Genomic DNA, 19,853 nt, shown 5'->3' on the forward strand with positions numbered 1-19,853 from the left:
GGGTTGGGGTGACGCCCAGGACCCGGTCGACGTGATGAAGGCGACCGGGCTCAGGCAGTTCACCCTCGCCTTCCTGCTCGCCGGCGAGGGCTGCGATCCGAAGTGGGACGGGCAGCGCCCGCTGAGCGGCGGCCAGGACGAGGCGAAGATCAGGGCGATCCGCGCGGCGGGCGGCGACGTCGTGGCCTCCTTCGGCGGCTGGGACGGCGCCAAGCTCGGCGAGAAGTGTGCGGACTCCGCCCAACTCGCCGCCGCTTACCAGAAGGTGATCGACGCCTACCAGCTCAAGGCGATCGACATCGACATCGAGGACACCGAGCTGAGCCACGCCGACGCCCGCCAGCGGGTGGTGGACGCGCTCGGCGCGGTCAAGGCGAAGAACCCCGGCCTGCGGGTCTTCGTCACCTTCAGCGCCGAGCTGAACGGCCCCGACGCCTCCGGCGCCGACCTGATCACGCGGGCCGCCAAGGCCGGTGTGCAGGTGGACGGTTGGGTGGTGATGCCGTTCGACTTCGACAACCACCCGGGCACGATGGTCGACGCGACCGTCTCTGCCGTCACCGGCCTCCAGCAGACCCTCGTTCGCGCGTACGGCTACGACCAGGACACCGCGTGGCGGCACTCCGGCCTGTCGTCCATCAACGGGCGCTCCGACAGCCCGGACGAGGTCGTCAGCCCGGCGGACTTCCGCGCCATGCGGGACTTCGTCGCCTCCCACCACCTCGCCCGCTTCACCTACTGGGCCGTCAACCGGGACCGGCCCTGCGCCGGCGCGTTCACCAAGGACGCTGCCTCGGTCTGCGGCGGGATCCAGCAGGAGCCGTACGAGTTCACGAAGATCGTGGCCGGCTACCACGCCGATTCGGTGCCGTCCGGGCCGACCGGAGGGGGCTCGCACTGCCGCGGCCCGACGCCCTCGACCGGGCTCACCGCTACCGCCAAGCCCGCGGACGACGGCGAGCCGCCGGTGCCCGGGGTGAGCCCGACGCTGGGGACCCGCCTGACGGCTCGCCGCGCGGAGACGGCCAAGCCGACGGAGGGCGGCGGGGAGACGGCGGGTACGAAGGAGGCCCGGCGCGCTGCGGCGACCGCCTCCGCCGAGCCGGCGGACGACGGCGACCCGTCCGGCGATCCGTCCGACGGCCCGACGGCGGACCGGCCGAAGCACGGGACGTCCAGGCCCACCATCCCGGCCGTGTCCCCCTCGAAGCAGCACGTTTCGCCGACGGCAGCGCCCACCGCGGACTGCACCCCGGAGGCGGGCCCGGTGACCGGTCCGACGGCCGGCCCGACTGCTCAGCCGACGACGACGGCCACGCCGAGCGCCCCGTCAACCGCCCCCGCCACGGGCGCCACCCTGCCGTCCGCAGATCCGACGTACGGTCAGTCGACGCCCACCGCCCCGGCCCCGGCGGCCACCGGTACCACCACTGCCGCCACCACCACGACCGTCGCCGCCGCCCCGGCGGCCACAGCCGAGGGAGACACCCGCAACGGCCAGCCCCTGGCGTCCACCGGCGGAGGTGACGCGACGAGCATGCTCGTCGAGGGCGCGGGAGCCCTGCTGGTGCTCGGCGGAGGCTTCGGCATGGTCGGTACGCGCCGCCGCAGGGAGGCCGAGCAGGCCCGGTAGAAGTCCGCGGCCCCGAGCGGTCGGCCGTCCGGCACCCCCGGGCGGCCGGCAGCATCCGTGCGCGCCCGCGGCTCACCCCGTCAGTGGGGATCGGCCGGCCATCCGAGGGCACGGAAGACGGCGACGGGGTCGAGGTAGTCGCGCCAGTGCGTCACCTGGCGGTCCTTGACGGTGATCACCGAGACGAAGTGGTTGTCGTAAGGGCGTCCGGTGCGCACGGCGCGCCCGTGCACAGCGTACTCCAGGACGACCACGGAGGTGTCGGGGTCCCGGTGGACGGCCAGTTCGTCCGCGCCGGTCAGGACCATCGCGTCGCCGTAGCCGCGGTACAGGTCGGCGACCGCCCGGCGGCCCTGGACGCGGCGCGGGTAGCCGGGGACGGAGACCACGTACTCGACGACGACGTCCTCGGCCAGGAGGTCGAAGAAGTGATCGCCGTCGACCAGGCCCGCGAGGCCTTCCCGGACGATCCGGAAGAACGGGTCCAGCGCCGCGAAGTCCTCAAGGTCGTCGATGGACATGGTCACGCACCCGCCCGTGCGGCCCAGGCGTGGGCGTTGCGCCGCGCGAACTCCCGGAAGGAGGTCGGCTTACGGCCGGTGACCTGCTCGACGTCCTCGTTGGGCGTGGACCCGTTGCCGGCGATGATGCTGCCGGTCAGCCAACGGAGCATCACGGCGTAGTCGGCGGGGACGACGCCGGCGGCGACCGCGCCGCCGATCCAGGCCTCGGGGTCGAGGTCGTGGTGTGTGACGGGCTGTCCGGTCACGGCGGTGATGATGTCGGCGACTTCGCCGACCGTGAGGGCCTGCGGTCCGGTGGGCGCGTACCGGGCGTCGGCGTGGGCCTCGGGGGCGAGCAGCGTCTCGGCCGCGACGGCGGCGATGTCGGCCGCGTCGACGAAGGCCTCGGTTCCGCTGCCGGTGGGGACCGTGATCGCCCCGTTGACGACGGGCAGATGGGTGTCGGTGAAGTTCTGCATCACCCAGGCGGGGCGCAGGATGGCGTGGGTGATGCCCGTGCGGGCGGCGAGGTCGGTTTCGACGGCCTTGATGTCGATCTGCGGTGGGGCGTCGTCGGCGCCGTAGGTGCTCAGGTAGGTGACGTGGTGCACGCCGGTGGCTTCGGCGAGGTCGAGGAAGGCCGCGACCTGGTCGGCGTACGTCGCCCGCATGACGGGCGTGACGAGGTAGAGGCTGTCGACGCCGCGCAGGGCGTCGGCGTGGGTGGCCGGGCGGTCCCAGTCGAACAGGACGTCGGCGCCGTGGCGGGCGGCGGTGCGGGCGTCCCGCCCCCGCTCGGCGAGCCGCTTCGCGAGGAGCGAGCCGGTGCGGCCGGTTCCGCCGAGAACGAGCGTGGTCTGTGGTGATCCAGTCATGGATCCATCGTGGGCGTGGGGCGGTGAGCGGATCAATGTGTGAATCACTCGTTCTTTTACGTCAAACGCTCCGATCATTGCCCTCGGCGATCGCTCTGCCGATACTGATCGGGTGGACCTACTGCGTGATCACCTGGCGCGGGCACGCGCCGACGGGGCGGTCTTCGCCCGGACGGTCGCCGAGCCCCCGTGGGGGCTGCGGCTGGCCGGCACGATCCAGCTGTCCGTGCACACCGTCGTCCGCGGTAGGGGATGGCTGTGGTTCGACGCCCACGACCCGGGGCGCGCGGTGGAACTCGTGCCCGGCGAGGTGACTCTCGTACGCGGCGGCACGGACCACTACATCGGCCACGAGCCCGGCACCGACTGCCTCGAACCGGACGAGTTCCGGGCCCGGCACGCCCACGACGGGGAGGCGGACACGCCCGGGTCGACCGTGTTCCTCTGCGGCGCCTACCGGTTCTCCGGAGACATCGGCAACGGGCTGCTGGAGGCACTTCCCCAGGTCCTGACGCTGCAAGCGGCCGTCGGCGATCCGCTGCGGGACGTGATCGCCCTGCTCTCCCACGAACTGGCCGGCTCCGAACCGGGGCAGGCCACCGTGCTCGACCGGCTCCTCGACGTCCTCCTGGTCCTCGCCATCCGCAGCGACTTCCGCCGCAGCCCGACCGCGCCCCGCTGGTACCGGGCCTCCGCCGACCCCCGCCTGAGCGCCGCCCTCCAGGCCATGCACGAGGACGCCGCCCACCCCTGGTCCGTCCCCGAACTCGCCGCGATCAGCGGCCTGTCCCGGGCCGCCTTCGCCCGCACCTTCCACGACGCGCTGGGCCAGACCCCCATGCAGTACCTGACCGACTGGCGCATGGCCCTGGCGCGCGACCACCTGCGCACGGGCGAACTCGGCCTGGCGAGCATCGCCCGCAACATCGGCTACGGCTCGCCCTACGCCTTCGCGGCCGCCTTCCGCCGCCACCACGGCGAACCACCCGGCGCCTGGCGACAACGAGAGGCGACGCGCGACAGGGAACTCCAGCCGAGCGGCGCCCACATCCACTGAGCCGGTCGTTCGACGTGCTCGGCGCCCCCCTGCTCCGGGGGCTCGATTACCCAAGTCGAAGCCTGCGAAGGTCGAGCTGCATGCAGGCCACCCGCTGGGCCCCGCGACTCGGGCTCAACCATCGAGGAGTCGGCTCCGCCACGAGCCCTCCACGCCCCAGGGGCTGTCGGCCATCAAGAGCTCGGGGCGCAGCACGGTTCGGCGATCGAATTCGGCGTCAAGACGTGCGACCAGTCGACCGAGATCGACTCTGGCGCCCACGGGAAGCCACAACAGCACCGCTTGCAGGAGGTCGCGCGCGAGTATCGGATTGCACTCGTCGCAGCCCGTCTCGGGCTCTGGCAGGACACGTCCGGACTGGCTCAGATATCGCCGGCATTCACTGAGAGCACCGGCCACAGCGCCGGTCCACAGCCGCTCGTGCTCCAACCGTCGGATGGCGGCACGGGTCAGCCCTGACACGTCGCGGATGCGACGAACCGGCGCACCTCGTCCTGGCTGCCACCGCGAAGAGCGCAGCCCCTTCGGCCGCCTACGCGGCATTGCTCCTTGGGATCAGCACGGCGACATCCTTGCATGCGCGACCCGCGACGCCCAGGGCAGGGCCTGAGGTGCTCTCTCTTCTCCGAAAGCAGATCACCGGCGTCCAGCAGCTCCAGCTTTCACCTGTCACCCACAACCGAGCCTCCGCCGCGTCACCAACTGCCGGTCCGCCACACACCCCCGGGCGGAGAATCCCGGTTGCCGGTGCCGGTCACGCAATGGTCTGATGCCGCGGTGGCAGGTACGAGCATCACCCTGTGTCTCCCGGCGGAAGCGGCCGAGCGGGTCGAGGAGGCAGTCGCCGAGGCGATGGAGCCCTTCTACCTGGACGCCCCGGGCCAGGAGGAGAACCGCATCTGGGACTCCTGGCGGATCGTCGGCCGCGCGTTCAACGTGCTGCCCGGCCATGAGACGGATCCTCGGCTGGTCGCTCCTCACCCCAGCCGCTGGGGAGGCTACGTCGAGTCGCCGGTCAACGACGCGGGCTGGTGCGCCGGCGGGCCGCGCGAGCTGCTGGACTTCGGGGCCTCCACCGAGGAGGCCCGGCAACTGGCGGACGCGGTCTGGCTGCACTGGCACCGGTCGGCGGCCGAGTTGCCCGCCGCCCAGCCCTATGACGTCTACTACGGCCGCCATGTGACCGAGAGCTGCGCCTACTCCCGCGAACGGGCCGCGGCGGACTACTGGTCCCAGCCCCTGCTCCGAGCCTACGAAGAACACCGGGCCGCGCTCTCCACCGCGCGGTACTCCTCGAACTTCCTCTTCCTCCCCGACCCGGTCGTCCAGGTCGGACGGGAACCCCGGGAACGGTTCGTCGAAGGGCGGGCGGCCGGGGCCCTACCCCGACGCAACGTGCTCTCGCTGGGCGGCTGGTGGTACGAGGACGGCGGACCGGTCGCGCACGGTGCCTGCCGCCACCGGGATGACTGTCCGCACCGGCCCGAGCTGCCGGACGGTCAGCAGCACATCGACCGCTACCTCGTCGACCTCCCGGGCGACACCCTCCTGGTCGGCCTGCACTGCCACGTGTGAGTCATCGTGTCGGATCGCCGCGAGTGCACGGGGCCTGCTGCGGCGAGGGTGTCGACATCGCCGCGTCCAGCCCCGGCTTGCGGGCGGTCCCGGCCGGCAGGACGGCGCCCGACTACGAGATCATCAGTCCTGGCAGCTCACCCGGAGCGCGGCCGCCGCGAGCGAGTGGCCCGTACATGAGATAGAGGAGATGGCGTCGCCGCTTGCCGAGCCCGCCGGTCAAGGTGTCTCAGCCGTCGCCCCTGACCGCGGTGAGGCACTGGTCGTAGAGGTCGGTCAGGTCGAGCCGGCCTTCGTGTTCGGCCCAGAGCTCGCTCGCCGTGTCGACGCACGCGAAGACCGTGGCGACGATCGCCTTGGCGCGCGGGTCGGGTCCCTGGCCGGGGGCGGTGCCCAGGCGCGCCTGGACGACCGGGACGAGCTGGGCCTGCCAGTTCAGCCGCTTCTCGATGTAACGGGCGCGCAGGGACGGGGTGTTGAAGATCAGGCGGGACAGTTCGAGCACTCGCTCGGGGGTGTGGTTGGCGGTGAGGACGGTCTCGAACCCGGCTCGCAGGGCGTCCCAGGCGGACACGGTGGCGGGCTGTTGCTCGACGGTCCGCTTCAGGAGCTCGCCGAGCGCGTCCTGGTCGCCGCAGACCAGGTCCTCCTTGGTGCCGAAGTAGCGGAACAGGGAGCGCTGCGAGACGCCCGCCTCGCGGGCGATCTGCGCGATCGTCGTCTGCTCGTAGCCCTGTTCGGCGAACAGCCGGACCGCCGTGTCGAGGATCTCCTGGACGGCGGCCTGCCGCGATCGGTCCCACAAGGTCGTCATGGGAACTCAGACTACCCCGCCGCTGGACAGTAGCTGCCTTCCTGGCATTAACTGCCAGGAAGGCAGTCGCTGCACGCAAGGGAGTTGTCATGACAGCCGTCGACTACCACGGCCAGACCACGCTGATCACCGGCGCCAGCGCCGGTCTCGGTGCCGAATTCGCCCGCCAGCTCGCCGCCCGCGGCTCCGACCTGGTGCTGGTCGCCCGCCGCAGGGACCGCCTGGAGGCCCTGGCCGGCGAACTGCGCGACCGCCACCGCGTCCGGGTCCACGTCCTGGCGGTGGACCTGGCCGAGGCCGACCCCGGGCAGAGGCTGGTACGGCACGTGGAGCAGCTTGGCGTGCACGTCACCAGCGTGATCAACAACGCCGGATTCGGCACCTTCGGCCTCTTCCACGAGGCCGACCCGGCCCGAATGCGGCAGGAAATCGCCGTCGACGTGACCGCGGTGGCCGACATCAGCCGCGCCTTCATCGAACGGTTGCGGACGGCGGGCCGAGGGATCCTGGTCAACGTGGCGAGCATGGCCGCCTACCAGCCCAACCCGCGGATGGCGCTCTACGGCGCGACCAAGGCGTTCGTGCTGAGCCTCACGGAGGCGCTCTGGGAGGAGTCGCGCGGCACCGGGCTGCGGGTGCTGGCGCTGTCCCCGGGCGCGACCCGCACCGAGTTCTTCGAGGTCGTCGGCACCGACCGGGCCGCCGGCGGCACGAGGCTCGCCGCACCCGCCGACGTGGTCCGCGCCGCCCTGGCCGCCCTGGACCGGCGGAACCCGCCGCCGAGCGTCATCGCCGGGCGCATGAACCGCGTCATGGCCTCCCTCGCCCGGCTGGCTCCCCGGCGGCAGGTCATCAGGGCCGTCGGCCGCATGACGGCCGCAGGGGCGTAGCGCGGAGGCGCGACGAGGCTCGGGGAGTCCGTCGTCGAGGGGCGACCTGACAGCGGACCGGGTGGCGGGCCCATCGTCGGGCCCGTCCCCATGGGTGGGACCCCGGAGGACATCCGCCTGAAGCCGCGCGACCGCCGGACCGGCCATGGGCCCCGGCCTCGTCCGCGGGCGGGGTCGGCGGGATTTGCTGAACCGGCAACAACGCTGGCTGCGGTCGCGGCACGCACGACAGGATCGGTTCGAGCTGCGGCGCCGGTTCGGTGCACGCGGATCGACGACCTCGGAGGATTCATGTCGCGACAGGCACCGGAACTCACACACCGTCTGGTCCCCGCTCCGGCGGGCCGGATCCACCTGGTGGAACAGGGTGACGGGCCGTTGGTGCTGCTCGTGCACGGGTTCCCGGAATCCTGGTACTCCTGGCGTCACCAACTGCCGGCCTTGGCCGCCGCCGGATACCGGGCGGTCGCGATCGACGTCCGAGGGTACGGTCGCTCGTCCAGGCCCGAGGCTTCGACCGCGTACCGGATGCTCGACCTGGTCGAGGACAACGCGGCGGTGGTGGAGGCCCTGGGCGAGCGGTCCGCGGTGATCGTCGGGCACGACTGGGGCGCGACCATCGCGGCGAACTCGGCCCTGGTGCGGCCGGACCTCTTCCGGGCGGTGGGGCTGCTCAGCGTGCCCTACGTCCCACGCGGCGGCCCTCGGCCGAGTGAGGTCTTCGGGCAGCTGGGCGGGGACGAGGAGTTCTACGTCTCCTACTTCCAGGAGCCGGGCCGGGCCGAGGCCGAGATCGAGCCCGACGTGCGCGGCTGGCTCGCCGGGTTCTACGCGGCACTGTCCGCCGACACCATGCCCGCGCCCCACGCGCCGGACCCGCACTTCGTCGCGAAGGACGGGACGCTGCGCGACCGGTTCCCGATGGGCCGACTGCCTGCGTGGCTCGACGAGGCCGATCTCGACGTCTACGCAGGGGAGTTCGAGCGGACCGGCCTGACCGGCGCACTGAACCGCTACCGGAACGTGGACCGGGACTGGGAGGACCTGGCCGCCTTCGACGGCGCCCCGATCACCCAGCCGTCCCTGTTCGTCGGCGGCGGCCTGGACGCCTCCACCACGTGGCTGGCCGATGCGATCGAGGCGTTCCCCGCCACCCTGCCCGGCCTGGTCACCTCACACGTGCTCGACGGCTGCGGTCATTGGATCCAGCAGGAACGACCCGCCGAGATCAACCGAATCCTGACCGCCTGGCTCGCCGCCCTGCCTGACAGCGTCGCCCAGGGGATGATCCACTAGCTGTATTGACCCGCAGGGTTGTTGACTCGACTGATGGGCGGCTGACCACCGAGAGCAGTATGGCCGCGGTGATGGTTGTAGGTGTGGATGAAGTCCGCCAAGGCGTCGGTGCGTTCAGCATTGCTGGAGTACGGGCGTACGTAGGCCCATTCGTCGAGCAGGGTGCGGTTCAGGCGTTCGACCTTGCCGTTCGTTTGCGGGCGGTAGGGGCGGGTGCGTTTGTGGATGATGCCGGCGTCGCTCAAGGTCTGCGCGAACAACTTGGACTTGTAGCAGGAGCCGTTGTCGGTGAGGACCCGCTCGACGTTGATGCCGTACGCGGCGAAGAAGGCATTGGCACGTCCCCAGAAAGCTGCAGCGGTCTCCTGGCGCTCGTCGGTCAGGACCTCGCTGTAGGCGAGCCGGGAGTGGTCGTCGACGGCCGTGTGGACGAAGCTGTAACCGATCACGGGGCTGCCGCCCCTGCGGGCGTCGGTTGTGGCCTGCCGGTTGCCGGCAGCCTGCTGGCGGGGCATGATCCGATGCCCGCCGCCGTCGGGGATGTTGCCGAGTTTCTTGATGTCGACGTGGACCAATTCCCCCGGGCGTGACCGCTCATAGCGGCGGATGACCTGGCCGGTCGGTCGGTCCAGCCAGCTCAGACGGTTGAGGTTGTGCCGGGTCAGGACTCGGTGGACGGTCGAGGTGGGTAGTCCCAGAATCGGGCCGATCCTCGCTGGGCCGAGCTTTCGCTCACGCCGCAGCTCGCAGATGCGGGTCTCGGTATCGGCGGGGGTGCGGTGGGGAGTGGTCCACGGCCGACTGGAGCGGTCGAGCAGGCCGGCGTCGCCTTCGGATTTCCAGCGGCGGACCCACTTGTGGGCTGTTGCTCGTGAGATGCCCATCTCGTCGGCCACGTGGGCGACGGGCCTGCCGGCTCGGACTCGGTCGACGAGGAGCCGCCTGCCGTGGACGGTCAGCCGGGCGTTGGGGTGGGGCAAGAAGACCTCTGCGGTGATGTGTGGGCTGGGCAATGCCGCGCCGCCCTCGGCCGCCCCCTGGCCGCGCCTTGGGGGTCTCGTGAGGGCTGCGGAAGCGACGTGCGAGACCGGGAGCTGGCGTGGCTGCTGTAGCGGTGGTGGAGGCGTGCGCCGTTGCGCGTCACCCTCGGGCCGTTCGGGCGGCCCGAGGGTGACATGGGTTCAGTTCACGTGCTTGCCGAACCACTCGACCAGCTGCTCGGGGTGCTCGGAGAAGTAGTTGTAGCCGTCCCAGCGCCGGGTGCTGCCCTCGATCCAGAACAGCTTCTTGTCGCCGACGGGGACGGCGTCGAAGATCGCCTGCACGTCGGAGGGCTTGGTCAGTGCGTCGTCGTGCACCTGGGTGATGAAGGTGGGTACCTGGCAGTTCTTGGCGTACTCGATCGGCGACACCTCGTCGATGGTGAAGCTGAGGTTCAGTTCCACCTCCCGGTCGACGGCCTCGAACTGGTCCGCGATCCCCATCGCTTCCAGGTTGCGCTCGACCATCGCGCGCAGCGAGATCGGCTGGATGGCGACCAGGGCGTGCACGTCCGCGAAGAGCTCCGGATGCCGGGTCATCGCCATGAACGTGGCGTTGGCGCCCATGCAGCGGCTGAGCAGGGCAACCTTCATGGTGGCCGCGTCGGGGCGGGATCTGGCGTACTGCAGCGAGCCGGCCACGTCGCGGGACTCGAACTGGCCCCAGGTGAAGATGAAGCCGTTGGCGTCGCCGCTCTGACCGTGGTTGCGGGCATCGTAGGTCAGCACGTTGTAGCCGGCCTCATGCAGGTGCTGGTACTCCCGCATGTAATTGACCTCGATGGTGTTGCCGGGGACGAACTGCCACGGAGGCAGGTGCGAGGGGAAGCCGTAGCGGTTCATGGGCATCGGGTGGTTGGCGATGATCAGCTTGTCCGAGCCCGGGCAGGGGATCCACCACGCCTCCAGCGGGGTGCCGTCCAGGGACGGGAACGTGACGTCCTCGTACGCCATTCCGTACTCGTCCGGCGTGTGCAGGATCGGCGCACGCACCGGGCTGCTGAGGCCCTTCGCCAGACCCTTGACCATCTCCGAAATATCCGCCATGACAGTATCTCTTTCTCTTTCGTGGTGAGATCGTCTGGTATTTCCTTCGGCTATAAGAACGTAACTTTCGAGCTGGTGAGAAGCCACTGGTGAAAGGTGTACTGGCAGGGCACCCCTCCATCCGGCATGGCTCCGGGATGTCGCCCTAATCTGGAAACCGTGGACAATGCAGCCGAGACCCGGGAGTTTCTGACCTCACGCCGCGCCAGGATCAGCCCGCAGCAGGTGGGGCTGCCCGCTCATGGCCCGCGTCGCGTGCCGGGACTGCGGCGCGCCGAGGTCGCGCAGCTCGCCGGGGTGAGCGTCGAGTACTACGCGCGATTGGAGCGCGGTGACCTGTCCGGAGTATCGGACCAGGTCCTTGACGCCCTCGCTCGGGCGCTGCGGCTGAGTGAGGACGACCGCACCCATCTGGAGGATCTTGCCCGCGCCGCCGGTCCAGGACGTCGGCGCCGACGCCGGCCCGCCGCCGCGGTGCGACCGAACCTGCAGCACTTCCTGGACTCCATGGCCTGCCCGGCGTTCATCCTGAACGGCCGTGGTGACGTCCTGGCCGCCAACAGCCTGGGCCGCGCGCTGTACGCCCCCATGATCGAAGCCGCCGGGGGTGCCACCCCCAACCACGGCCGGTTCATATTCCTGGACGCTCGCTCCCGCCAGTTCTGGGTCGACTGGGAGAGTGCCGCGGACAACCTGGTCGCTCTCCTGCACGCCCAGGCCGGCCGCGATCCCTACGACAAGGACCTCACCGACCTCATTGGTGAGCTGTCCACCCGCAGCGAGGATTTCCGCACCCGTTGGGCCGGCCACGACGTTCGCCAGTACCACCAGGGCGCCAAAGTCATCCACCACCCCGTGGTCGGCACTCTTCAGCTCGCCTACGAATCCCTCGACCTGCCCGCCGACGGCCTCATCCTGTTCGCCTACGGCGCCGAGCCGGGAAGCGACTCCGAAGACGCGCTGCGCATCCTGGCCAGCTGGGCTACCGACCATATCCCCGAGCCCGGCCGAACGCTCCCCTGACGGGACGAGCAACGTCCAGTCCGGTGCCCGGCGAAACACCCCTCGCACCGCCCACCAGCCGTCATCCGTGACGGTGGAGCAGCGACCACCATGAGAGGGCGGGAACGATCCACCCCATGGTATTCACAGCCCCGCCGGCCACCCCTGGCCGGCCCTTCCCCGGCGACCACCACCCCGCCGCAGCTGCTGTCGCAACGTACCTTCGTCAGGACCAACTCGGTTGAGGCGACGGCACGTTAGCTTTCTCTTGTAAATCAGGGCTTTCCAGAAAAGCACATAGACGCCGCACCCGGCCAAGAAGGCGACAGGCCCTGACTACAGTCCTGCATGCGACCTCTACGCGCGGCCTTCGCTCAATGACACCGTCCTACACTGCGACTGGCTCCTCGTCGAAGAGAACCTGACCGGCGCGCCTGATTGGATCCCGATCACTGTCAACAACGCTCGTGGTCAATACAACTAGCGAGTGCCGAGAGGGCCCGGCCCTGGTCGATCTTCAATCTCGAAGATCGCGGCCGGGAGGCGGCAGCCGGGACTCTCTGGAATCCTGGCCGAGAAGCGCGGGTCGGGCACACAGCGAGGAGCCGCAATGTCCGGAGAGTTCGAGGCGAGCGTCGAGGTCGACCGTTCGGTGGAGGAGGTCTTCGCCTACCTCGCCGACGGTCGCAACGATCCCGAGTTCAGCCCTCGGGTCCTGGAGATCACCAGGACGCCGGACGGCCCGACCGGCGTCGGGACGGTCTTCCGCAGCACCGTGAAGGACGCCGGGATGAGGACCTCCCGCGAGTTCCGCATCACCAGCCTGGTGGCGCCGCACACGATCCGCTGGGTCGAGCAGAGCAAGAACCTCATCACGGCCGAGGGCGGCTACGACCTCGAAGCGTTGCCGGACGGCCGTACCCGCGTCCGGATCTTCAACGTTCTCGAAGGCCACGGACTCGGCAAGCTCCTGCTCGGCCCGGCGCTTCGCGCGGCTCGCAAGGACGCTCCCGACTTCGGCCGCCGGATCAAGGCCGCCGTCGAGCGGTCCTGACCCTGCTGCCATCCGGGACCGGATCGCGGACCTGCCCATGTCCCAGCCGTTCGGCCTGACGGCGAGGCGCCGGCTCACCGGCTCCTCGCCGCCGTGAACGGCGCGGTCGCACCACAGGCCGTACTGCCGTTCCACCAGCTGAGGAGTCCGTGATGGACCTGCGTCTCTCGGGCAAGGTCGCCGTCGTCACCGGTGCCAGCAAGGGAATCGGCCTCGCCGTGACGCAGGCACTCGCCGCCGAGGGCGTGAATGTGGTCGCGGTGGCGCGCGGCATCACCGGTCCGTTGACGGACCTCGCCCCGCGGGTGCATCCGGTCTCCGCCGATCTCACCACCGCGGACGGCCCCGCGTCCGTGGTCGAAGAAGCGGTCTCCCGGTTCGGCGGACTGGACATCCTCGTCAACAACGTCGGTGCCGTACACCCCCGCCTGGCCGGGTTCGCGTCCGTCACCGACGACGACTGGACCCAGGCGCTGACGGTCAACTTCCTCGCCGCCGTCCGCACCACCCGAGCCGCCCTGCCCCACCTGATCGACCGCGGCAACGCCTCGATCGTGACGGTGAGTTCGATCAATGCGTTCCTGCCCGATCCGATGGTCATCGACTACTGCGCGGCCAAGGCGGCGCTCACCAACTTCTGCAAGGCCCTCTCCAAGGAGGTCGGTCCGCGCGGGGTGCGCGTCAACACGGTCAGCCCCGGGCCGGTGTCCACGTCGCTGTGGCTCGGCGACGACGGCGTCGCGGCGACGGTCGCGAAAGCGTCCGGTGGAAGCCCGGAGGACATCGCCCGGAGTGCCGCCGCGCAATCCGCGACCGGCCGCTTCAGCCTCCCGCGGGAGGTCGCAGACCTCGTCCTGCTGCTGGCCGGTGACCGGGCGGGCAACGTCACCGGGAGCGACTTCGTCATCGACGGCGGCCTCGTCCAGACGCTCTGAACCCGGCCGGCCCGCGAGATCCGGCGGAGCCGCGGACGTTCCGGCCCGGCACGGACGCCCCGGCACCGGAGACGGACCGCAGCAATTTGATCAGGGCCGTCCTTCAGTCACGGACGCCCGGCTCCGGCGGTCGACCGGGCTCAGTCGCGGGTGGGCGTGAGGCCGTTGTAGTCGGTCTTCTCCAGTGTTCCGGCTGCCCGAGCTGTCCGGCGGGTCGCGTCCCTCGCCGGATCCGGACACCCTCGATGAGGGAGGAGCCCTGTCAGGCGGTATTCGGAGCCCCCTGGCGGGCATCCGCTCGACGTTCCGCTCTCTACGCGGTGTGCTCGCGAATGATTTCGCCGATCTGCTGGGGAAGTCCGGGAGAGAACAGCGTGTGCCCCATGCCGGGAATCGGCTGGAATCGGGAGTGAGGGATTTCCTCGGCGAGGGCACGGCCGTGCGGTAGCGGGCGCAGGGGATCTTCCGTGCCGTGCACGACCAGGGCCGGGGCCTTGATCGAGGACAGCGGAGCAAGGCGGTCCTCGGTCATGTGACGTCCGGCCAGATCGTGGTTGAGGGCCGCGCTGTGGTTGCCGGTCCGGTCGAAGGAGGCTTCCACGAAGCGGCGAGCGGCAGGCTCGTCGAAGGGAAGGACGCCGCCGTTGAGCACGCGCCACGTCGCCAGGTTCGCTGTGACGTACTCCTCGCGAGTCCCCTGCGGAAGAGTGGCGCGTTGGGCGAGGTGCGCCAGGAAGCGTGCTGTGGGCGGCGGTAGGTCGCTGGGATCGGGTGCCTGGCCGGCCATGGCGCGCGCCCAGGCCGGGCCCGCGCTGTGGCCCATCGGGCCGGTCATCATCGCGGTCAGCGTCAGTACGCGTTCAGGGCGGTGCACGGCCAGCCATTGGCCGATCGCGCCGCCCAGGGACGCCCCGACGATGTGCGCGGCGGCTACTCCGTGGCCGTCGAGCACGGCCGTTGCATCGGCGGCCATGTCCGCCAGCGTGTAGGGGTGGGTGGCGAAGTCCACGCAGGTGGAACGGCCGGTGTCGCGGTGGTCGTAGCGGATGACCTGGCGCCCGCCGGCGACCAGCACATCGACCAGCTCGTCCGGCCATCCGATGCCTGGTGCGGCGGTCCCCATCACCAGCAGGACTGCTGGGTCGTTCGAGTCGCCGGCCCGTTCGGTCCACAGTCGCAATTCACCAGAGCCGACAATTAATTCAGTACTCGTATTCATGGGCGCCAACATAGCGAACCGGGTGTCAATTTTCCACATCCCGAGCGGATATGACTTTCCATCGCTATTCTGGTAAAATAATGAATAGTTCGCGGAGTTCCGGAAGAACGGACCGGTTCCTGCCCCTTGCCATCGCCCGAGGTGAGCAGGCCGGCGACCTCGGCGATCGCCTCCGAGAGGGTTTGAAGCAGAGGGCGGCCTCCACCACGTCGCCCCGGCAGGACGGACCGCGGGGTGGTGCCGCGCTGCTCCGAGTGGAGCCCGTGAATGGTGGACGTCTCCCCACGAACGCAGGCTGGCTTACACAGCGCCCGCACCGACGTCCCGGCGGCGGGCGGAGTCACCCGGCGTCGTCCCCGACGGGCGGCCGGGGGCGACGGCGAAAGGCATCACATGGTGGAACAGGGCGTCGGTCAGGGCTGCCTGTCGGCCGTTCGCGGGATCGGCAGGTCCGTGCGGAGGCGGGTGCGGCGCAGGTACGCGCAGGGGCGTTCCCCGGGGTCATCCACCGGGGTGGCGCTCATCGCCGCCGGGCTGGCCCTCCTGGGGGCGCTCGGCCCGACACCCAGCAGCGCCGTGTCACCACCGGTCCGTGAGCCCCTCTCAGGAGCTCCGGCGCGGTTCGTGCCCGGGCCCTGCCCGGAGACGCCCGAGCCGGTCCCCGGGCGGTGCGGGGTGCTGGAGGTGCCCGAGAACCGCGCCGCCCACCGGCACGGACGGACCGTCCGGCTGGCCGTCGCGATCATCCCGGCGGCGTCCGCGACGCCGGCCGGGGACCCGGTGGTGTTCATGGAGGGCGGCCCCGGCGGCGACGCGTTCGGAAACATCCCCTTCCTGATCGGCGCCGGCGTGAACCGGGACCGCGAGCTGATCGTCATGGCCCAGCGCGGCACCCTCCATTCGGAGCCGAACCTCGCCTGCCCGGAGATCGACCGGTTCTACGCGGGCGCCGTCGGGCTGCCCTTCAACGCGCCCTCCACCGGCGAGCTCCTGGTCCGGGCGACGAAGGAGTGCCGGGACCGCCTGACCGCAGGCGGAGTCGAACTCGCCGCCTACAACACCACCGAGAACGCCGCGGACTTCGCCGACCTGCGCACCGCGCTGGGCATCGACCGGTGGAACGTCTACGGGTACTCCTACGGCACCAACCTCGCCCTCACCTACCTGCGCCTGCACCCCGAGGGGATCCGCTCGGTGGCGATCGACTCGGTCGCACCCCCGCCGGTCGTGAACCTCCCCTGGACCTGGGACAGCTTCCGGGAAGGGCTCGACGAGGTCTTCGCGGCCTGCGAGGCCCAGCCCGCCTGCAAGAACCGCTACCCCGACCTCCCCGGGACCGTCACCGAGCAGGTCCGGCGGCTGGAGGAACACCCCCTGACACTCACGGCGCAGCCCCCCGGGGGCGGAAACCCGGTGACGGTCGTCCTCGACGGGGGCAGCCTGGTGGACCTGCTGGTCGCCAAGGCCGTCCCGTTCGCCGACCTGCCCGCCGCCCTCGACGAACTCGCCCACGGCAATCCCGAGCGCTTCGCGCGGGCCCGCGCCGCGGGCGCGACGCCCGTCATCGGCGAATTCGCCTACGGGCTGAAGGAGTCGGTGGCCTGCGGCGAGTGGGTGCCGGGCTACTCGCGGGCCGACGTGCTGGCGGCCGGGCGCCGCAACTTCCCCGGGTGGCCGGACGCCGTCCTGGCCCAAGCGCCGCAGCTGCCCTTCCAGTACGACGTGTGCCGGGTCTGGAACGTCCCGGACCGCACCGCCGTCCAGCGGGTGGCCACCGTCAGCGACGTGCCCGCGCTCGTCATCTCGGGCACCTTCGACTCCAAGACCGGGGCGAGCTGGGGCCGGTACGCGGCTCGCACGCTGTCCCGCTCGACCGTCGTGCGGATCCCGGGCATCGGCCACTGGGTGGTCCCCCAGTCGTGCTGCGCGCAGAGCGTTCTGGCCTCCTTCCTCGTGCACCCGACGGCGCCGGACACCGCCTGCGTGGCAGACCTCGCGCCCGCACCGTTCTCCATCACCCCCGAAACGGAAACCGCATGATGTCAACTCCCGCGCCCCACCGCCGTCGCACCGCGCGACGGTTGCGGGCCACGCTGGCCGTGGCCACGGCCGGTGTCCTCGCCGTCGGCCTCGCCGCGCTGCCCGCCCGGGCCGCACCCACCCGCGCCGAGCCCGCTGCCGGACCGCCGCTCGGCACGGTCGCCCGGACGGCCGGGCGCGCCCACTTCGAGCCGGGCCCCTGCCCCAGGACGGCGGACCCGATCCCCGAGCTGGAGAAGGCCCGCTGCGGAACGCTCACGGTGCCCGAGCACCGCTCCCGGCACGACGGGCGGACGATCGCCCTCGGAGTCGCGATCATCCCGGCGGCCACGAGCAGACGGGCACCCGACCCGATCGTGTGGCTCGCCGGCGGGCCTGGCGACGACGCGGTCTCCGAGATCCCCCTGGCACTCAACGGCGGCCTGAACCGCGACCGCGACGTCATCTTCATGTCCCAGCGGGGCACCTACTCGGCCGACCCGGCACTCACCTGCGCGAACATCGACCAGTTCAACGCGGACTCCCTCGGCCTCGTCTACGGCGCGCCGTCCACCGGGCGCCTGCACGTCGACGCGACCCGCGCCTGCCGCGACGGGCTCGCGGGACGCGGGGCCGACATCAGCGCGTACAACAGCACCGAGAGCGCGGCCGACTACGCCGACCTGCGCGAAGCGCTGTGCATTGAGCAGTGGAACGTGTTCGGCATCTCGTACGGCTCCGACCTGGCCCTGCTCTACATGCGCCTGCACCCGCAGGGCATCCGGTCGGTCGGCATCGACGGCATCCTGCCGCCGTCCCTGGCCGGCGGGGCGGTGACCTGGAAGGCCGCGCAGGAGGGATTCGACGGCCTGTTCGACGCCTGCGCGAAGCAACGTGCCTGCAACGACCGCTACCCGGACCTGAAGGCCACCTTCGAACGCCTCGTCGTCGAGCTCGAAGCCCGGCCGGTCACCACCACCGTCACCGTCCCGGGCCACCCCGGTCCGGTGGAGGTCGTGCTGGACGGCGGCGTCCTGGTGACCTGGCTGACCGCCGCCAGCCACCTGGCGGCAGGCGTGCCGCGCTCCATCGACGAGCTGGCCCACGGCAACCCGCAGCGCGTGGCCGAGCAGTGGGCCGGCGGGAAGCTCAGCCCGGCGGCCTTCGGCAGGCTCTCCCACGGGCTCGCCTACGGCGTCTTCTGCAGCGAGTGGACACCGTTCGAGAGCGAGGCGGACGTCATCGAGGGCGGGCGGCGCGCGTTCCCGTCGTTCCCCGACTCGGTGCTGGCCAACGCCCCGGGGCTCGCCTGGCTCCACGACGACTGCCGCGCCTGGGACGTCCCCGCCGCACCGCGCTCGGTCCGGGACGTGACGCACAGCGACATCCCGACGCTCGTCCTGTCGGGCGGGTTCGACGCCCAGACCGCAGCGAGCAACGGGCCGTACGCCGCCCGCTCGCTGAGCCGGTCCACCGAGGTCACCGTCCCCTACGTCGCCCACGTGGTCTTCGCCGACTCGGCGTGTGCGCAGGAGATCACCCGCTCGTTCTTCGACACTCCGACCGCGCCGAAGACGGAATGCCTCGCATGCCTCCGGCCGCCTGACTTCGAGATCGCGCCATAAGGCCGACCGGCCGACCGGCTCGGGAGGAAGCCCCACGCCGGAGGACCGCTGACGACGCCGGGTTCCGGCCCCGCCGTGCTGGGCAGGTTGAGGGGCGGCGCCGGCCCGGACCTGCATGTGGAGGTGCGGGCACCCGCTGACGGAGTCGCTCTGCTCGGTGAGTTGTCCGGTCCGGCCGCCTGGCGGGCGTTGCCGGTGGTGTCAGCAGCCGCACTCCTCGCCGCGCCAGGCGTCGATGCCCTCGCGGACGGCGAGGCCGGCGACGAGCAGGCCGATCGCGGGGTCGAGCCACCACAGGCCGAACAGGGCGTTGGCGAGCAGGCCGACCAGGACGGCGGCGGCGAGGTAGGCGCACAGGAGGTTCTGGGTGCCTTCGCCGCTGGTGGCGGCCGAGTCGAGGATGGTCCCCAGGCGGCGCTTGGCGCGGCCCAGCAGTGGCATGACGATCAGGGAGGTGACGGACAGGCCGATGCCGAGCCAGCTGGTGGACGGCTTCTCGCCGGCGGCCAGCGTGGTGATGGCGTCGTAGGCGATGTAGGGGGCCAGGAGGAAGAACGTCACCGCGACGGCCTTTTGTGCGCGGGCCTCGGAGGTCTCCGACAGTGTCTGGGTGCCGCTGAACCGCCAGACGACGATGACGGAGGCCAGACCTTCGACGACGGAGTCGAGGCCGAAGCCGAGCAGGGCGACCGAGCCGGCCAGGACCGCCGCGACGAGCGCGACGGCGCCCTCGGCCGCCATGTAGCCGAGGGAGAGCCATGACAGGAGCTTCGCCTTGCGTGCCGCCTCGTGCCAGGCGGCGCTCTTCTCGACCGGCGGGCGGCAGCAGGCGTCCGTGCAGCCGGGCCCGCAGTGGCAGGCGCCCGACTCGGCCTCGGCGGTCACCGGTCGTCCCCCTCGCGGGCGCCGTAGACGGGGCAGAGCGCGACGGCGTCGCCGGTCTCGGCCAGCACGGTCTCCGCCGCGGCGAGCAGGCCGATCAGGGAGGGCTGGGTCAGGCTGAACACCGAGGCCCGGCCGACCGGACGGGAGTCGACCAGGCCGCAGTCGCGCAGGCAGGCCAGGTGCTTGGAGACGGTGGACTGGGCCAGGCCGAGCTGCTCGACCAGGTCGACCACCCGGGCTTCGCCGGCCGTGAGCCGTTGGACGATCGCCAGGCGGGCCGGATCGCCGAGGGAGCGGAAGAGGGCCGCGGCCGGTGCGAGCGTATCCCGCCCGGCGGATGGTGGTGATGTCATCGCCATGTGGCGATGCTATCGCTCCGTCGGA

The 19,853-nt window shown here is 71.2% G+C and carries 19 protein-coding genes; 10 read left to right on the top strand and 9 right to left on the bottom strand.

From position 1 onward, the window contains the following. The first annotated feature begins 31 nt into the window (after positions 1-31). A complete protein-coding gene (locus ACFVSN_RS40555; protein WP_387958411.1) occupies positions 32-1,633 on the top strand; it encodes a hypothetical protein in 1,602 nt (533 codons plus the stop codon). A gap of 80 nt (positions 1,634-1,713) precedes the next feature. Here ACFVSN_RS40555 and ACFVSN_RS40560 read toward each other — a convergent pair whose 3' ends face one another. Together ACFVSN_RS40560 and ACFVSN_RS40565 are read right to left on the bottom strand one after the other, a co-directional pair. Further along, positions 1,714-2,154 (bottom strand): nuclear transport factor 2 family protein, encoded by a 441-nt coding sequence (locus tag ACFVSN_RS40560; RefSeq protein ID WP_387958413.1) that lies wholly within the window; start codon positions 2,152-2,154, stop codon positions 1,714-1,716. Positions 2,155-2,156: 2 nt separating this feature from the next. Further along, complete coding sequence (locus tag ACFVSN_RS40565; protein ID WP_387958415.1) at positions 2,157-3,011, bottom strand: NmrA family NAD(P)-binding protein; 855 nt, start codon at positions 3,009-3,011, stop codon at positions 2,157-2,159. Between the two features lie 112 nt (positions 3,012-3,123). Between ACFVSN_RS40565 and ACFVSN_RS40570 the strand changes: the two genes are divergently transcribed. Further along, complete coding sequence (locus tag ACFVSN_RS40570) at positions 3,124-4,068, top strand: cupin domain-containing protein (protein ID WP_387958416.1); 945 nt, start codon at positions 3,124-3,126, stop codon at positions 4,066-4,068. A 114-nt stretch (positions 4,069-4,182) separates the two neighbouring features. Here ACFVSN_RS40570 and ACFVSN_RS40575 read toward each other — a convergent pair whose 3' ends face one another. Further along, on the bottom strand, positions 4,183-4,530 hold the full coding sequence (locus ACFVSN_RS40575; RefSeq protein WP_387958418.1) for a hypothetical protein: 348 nt from the start codon (positions 4,528-4,530) through the stop codon (positions 4,183-4,185). A 315-nt stretch (positions 4,531-4,845) separates the two neighbouring features. Between ACFVSN_RS40575 and ACFVSN_RS40580 the strand changes: the two genes are divergently transcribed. After that, positions 4,846-5,643, top strand: a complete 798-nt coding sequence (locus tag ACFVSN_RS40580; RefSeq protein WP_387958420.1) for a hypothetical protein — start codon at positions 4,846-4,848, stop codon at positions 5,641-5,643. Positions 5,644-5,872: 229 nt separating this feature from the next. On the opposite strand, the gene ACFVSN_RS40585 is transcribed toward ACFVSN_RS40580, so the two are convergent. Next, positions 5,873-6,457: a TetR/AcrR family transcriptional regulator gene (locus ACFVSN_RS40585; protein WP_387958422.1), complete on the bottom strand. Its 585-nt coding sequence runs from the start codon at positions 6,455-6,457 to the stop codon at positions 5,873-5,875. Positions 6,458-6,546: 89 nt separating this feature from the next. Between ACFVSN_RS40585 and ACFVSN_RS40590 the strand changes: the two genes are divergently transcribed. After that, entirely contained in the window at positions 6,547-7,347 is an 801-nt protein-coding gene (locus ACFVSN_RS40590) for an SDR family NAD(P)-dependent oxidoreductase (RefSeq protein ID WP_387958424.1), read from the top strand. A 291-nt stretch (positions 7,348-7,638) separates the two neighbouring features. Beyond that, positions 7,639-8,643 (top strand): alpha/beta fold hydrolase, encoded by a 1,005-nt coding sequence (locus ACFVSN_RS40595; RefSeq protein WP_387958426.1) that lies wholly within the window; start codon positions 7,639-7,641, stop codon positions 8,641-8,643. On the opposite strand, the gene ACFVSN_RS40600 is transcribed toward ACFVSN_RS40595, so the two are convergent. Both ACFVSN_RS40600 and ACFVSN_RS40605 read right to left on the bottom strand, forming a co-directional pair. After that, complete coding sequence (locus tag ACFVSN_RS40600; RefSeq protein WP_387958428.1) at positions 8,640-9,623, bottom strand: IS481 family transposase; 984 nt, start codon at positions 9,621-9,623, stop codon at positions 8,640-8,642. The genes ACFVSN_RS40595 and ACFVSN_RS40600 overlap by 4 nt on opposite strands. A gap of 201 nt (positions 9,624-9,824) precedes the next feature. Beyond that, the gene (locus ACFVSN_RS40605) at positions 9,825-10,730 is read right to left on the bottom strand and encodes an alpha/beta hydrolase family protein (protein ID WP_387958430.1); all 906 of its coding nucleotides are present in this window, start codon (positions 10,728-10,730) and stop codon (positions 9,825-9,827) included. Positions 10,731-10,889: 159 nt separating this feature from the next. Between ACFVSN_RS40605 and ACFVSN_RS40610 the strand changes: the two genes are divergently transcribed. The 3 genes from ACFVSN_RS40610 (at position 10,890) to ACFVSN_RS40620 (ending at position 13,721) form a co-directional block, all read left to right on the top strand. Beyond that, complete coding sequence (locus ACFVSN_RS40610) at positions 10,890-11,753, top strand: helix-turn-helix domain-containing protein (RefSeq protein ID WP_387958432.1); 864 nt, start codon at positions 10,890-10,892, stop codon at positions 11,751-11,753. Positions 11,754-12,342: 589 nt separating this feature from the next. Continuing rightward, positions 12,343-12,786, top strand: a complete 444-nt coding sequence (locus ACFVSN_RS40615; RefSeq protein ID WP_387958434.1) for an SRPBCC family protein — start codon at positions 12,343-12,345, stop codon at positions 12,784-12,786. 152 nt (positions 12,787-12,938) lie between these two features. After that, positions 12,939-13,721 (top strand): oxidoreductase, encoded by a 783-nt coding sequence (locus ACFVSN_RS40620; protein WP_387958435.1) that lies wholly within the window; start codon positions 12,939-12,941, stop codon positions 13,719-13,721. Positions 13,722-14,034: 313 nt separating this feature from the next. Here ACFVSN_RS40620 and ACFVSN_RS40625 read toward each other — a convergent pair whose 3' ends face one another. Next, a complete protein-coding gene (locus ACFVSN_RS40625; protein WP_387958437.1) occupies positions 14,035-14,940 on the bottom strand; it encodes an alpha/beta fold hydrolase in 906 nt (301 codons plus the stop codon). Between the two features lie 684 nt (positions 14,941-15,624). Here ACFVSN_RS40625 and ACFVSN_RS40630 point away from each other — a divergent pair. Further along, positions 15,625-16,980 carry an alpha/beta fold hydrolase gene (locus ACFVSN_RS40630; protein ID WP_387958439.1) on the top strand — a complete coding sequence of 452 codons (1,356 nt, stop codon included), beginning with the start codon at positions 15,625-15,627 and terminating at the stop codon, positions 16,978-16,980. Next, on the top strand, positions 16,977-18,584 hold the full coding sequence (locus ACFVSN_RS40635) for an alpha/beta fold hydrolase (protein WP_387958441.1): 1,608 nt from the start codon (positions 16,977-16,979) through the stop codon (positions 18,582-18,584). Before ACFVSN_RS40630 ends, ACFVSN_RS40635 begins: the two co-directional genes overlap by 4 nt. A 201-nt stretch (positions 18,585-18,785) precedes the next feature. Here ACFVSN_RS40635 and ACFVSN_RS40640 read toward each other — a convergent pair whose 3' ends face one another. Both ACFVSN_RS40640 and ACFVSN_RS40645 read right to left on the bottom strand, forming a co-directional pair. Further along, complete coding sequence (locus tag ACFVSN_RS40640) at positions 18,786-19,469, bottom strand: cation transporter (protein ID WP_387958443.1); 684 nt, start codon at positions 19,467-19,469, stop codon at positions 18,786-18,788. After that, positions 19,466-19,828, bottom strand: coding sequence for an ArsR/SmtB family transcription factor (locus tag ACFVSN_RS40645; protein ID WP_387958445.1), 363 nt, complete (start codon positions 19,826-19,828; stop codon positions 19,466-19,468). Before ACFVSN_RS40645 ends, ACFVSN_RS40640 begins: the two co-directional genes overlap by 4 nt. Positions 19,829-19,853: the final 25 nt, after the last annotated feature.

Source organism: Kitasatospora sp. NPDC057904, assembly GCF_042887925.1.
Taxonomy (GTDB): Bacteria; Actinomycetota; Actinomycetes; order Streptomycetales; family Streptomycetaceae; genus Kitasatospora.

Bases quoted from the DNA above. Each gene is read 5' to 3' on its own strand.
- ACFVSN_RS40560 (WP_387958413.1), bottom strand. From the start codon at position 2,154: ATGTCCATCGACGACCTTGAGGACTTCGCGGCGCTGGACCCGTTCTTC.
- ACFVSN_RS40565 (WP_387958415.1), bottom strand. From the start codon at position 3,011: ATGACTGGATCACCACAGACCACGCTCGTTCTCGGCGGAACCGGCCGC.
- ACFVSN_RS40585 (WP_387958422.1), bottom strand. From the start codon at position 6,457: ATGACGACCTTGTGGGACCGATCGCGGCAGGCCGCCGTCCAGGAGATC.
- ACFVSN_RS40590 (WP_387958424.1), top strand. From the start codon at position 6,547: ATGACAGCCGTCGACTACCACGGCCAGACCACGCTGATCACCGGCGCC.
- ACFVSN_RS40595 (WP_387958426.1), top strand. From the start codon at position 7,639: ATGTCGCGACAGGCACCGGAACTCACACACCGTCTGGTCCCCGCTCCG.
- ACFVSN_RS40605 (WP_387958430.1), bottom strand. From the start codon at position 10,730: ATGGCGGATATTTCGGAGATGGTCAAGGGTCTGGCGAAGGGCCTCAGC.
- ACFVSN_RS40615 (WP_387958434.1), top strand. From the start codon at position 12,343: ATGTCCGGAGAGTTCGAGGCGAGCGTCGAGGTCGACCGTTCGGTGGAG.
- ACFVSN_RS40620 (WP_387958435.1), top strand. From the start codon at position 12,939: ATGGACCTGCGTCTCTCGGGCAAGGTCGCCGTCGTCACCGGTGCCAGC.
- ACFVSN_RS40625 (WP_387958437.1), bottom strand. From the start codon at position 14,940: ATGAATACGAGTACTGAATTAATTGTCGGCTCTGGTGAATTGCGACTG.
- ACFVSN_RS40635 (WP_387958441.1), top strand. From the start codon at position 16,977: ATGATGTCAACTCCCGCGCCCCACCGCCGTCGCACCGCGCGACGGTTG.
- ACFVSN_RS40645 (WP_387958445.1), bottom strand. From the start codon at position 19,828: ATGGCGATGACATCACCACCATCCGCCGGGCGGGATACGCTCGCACCG.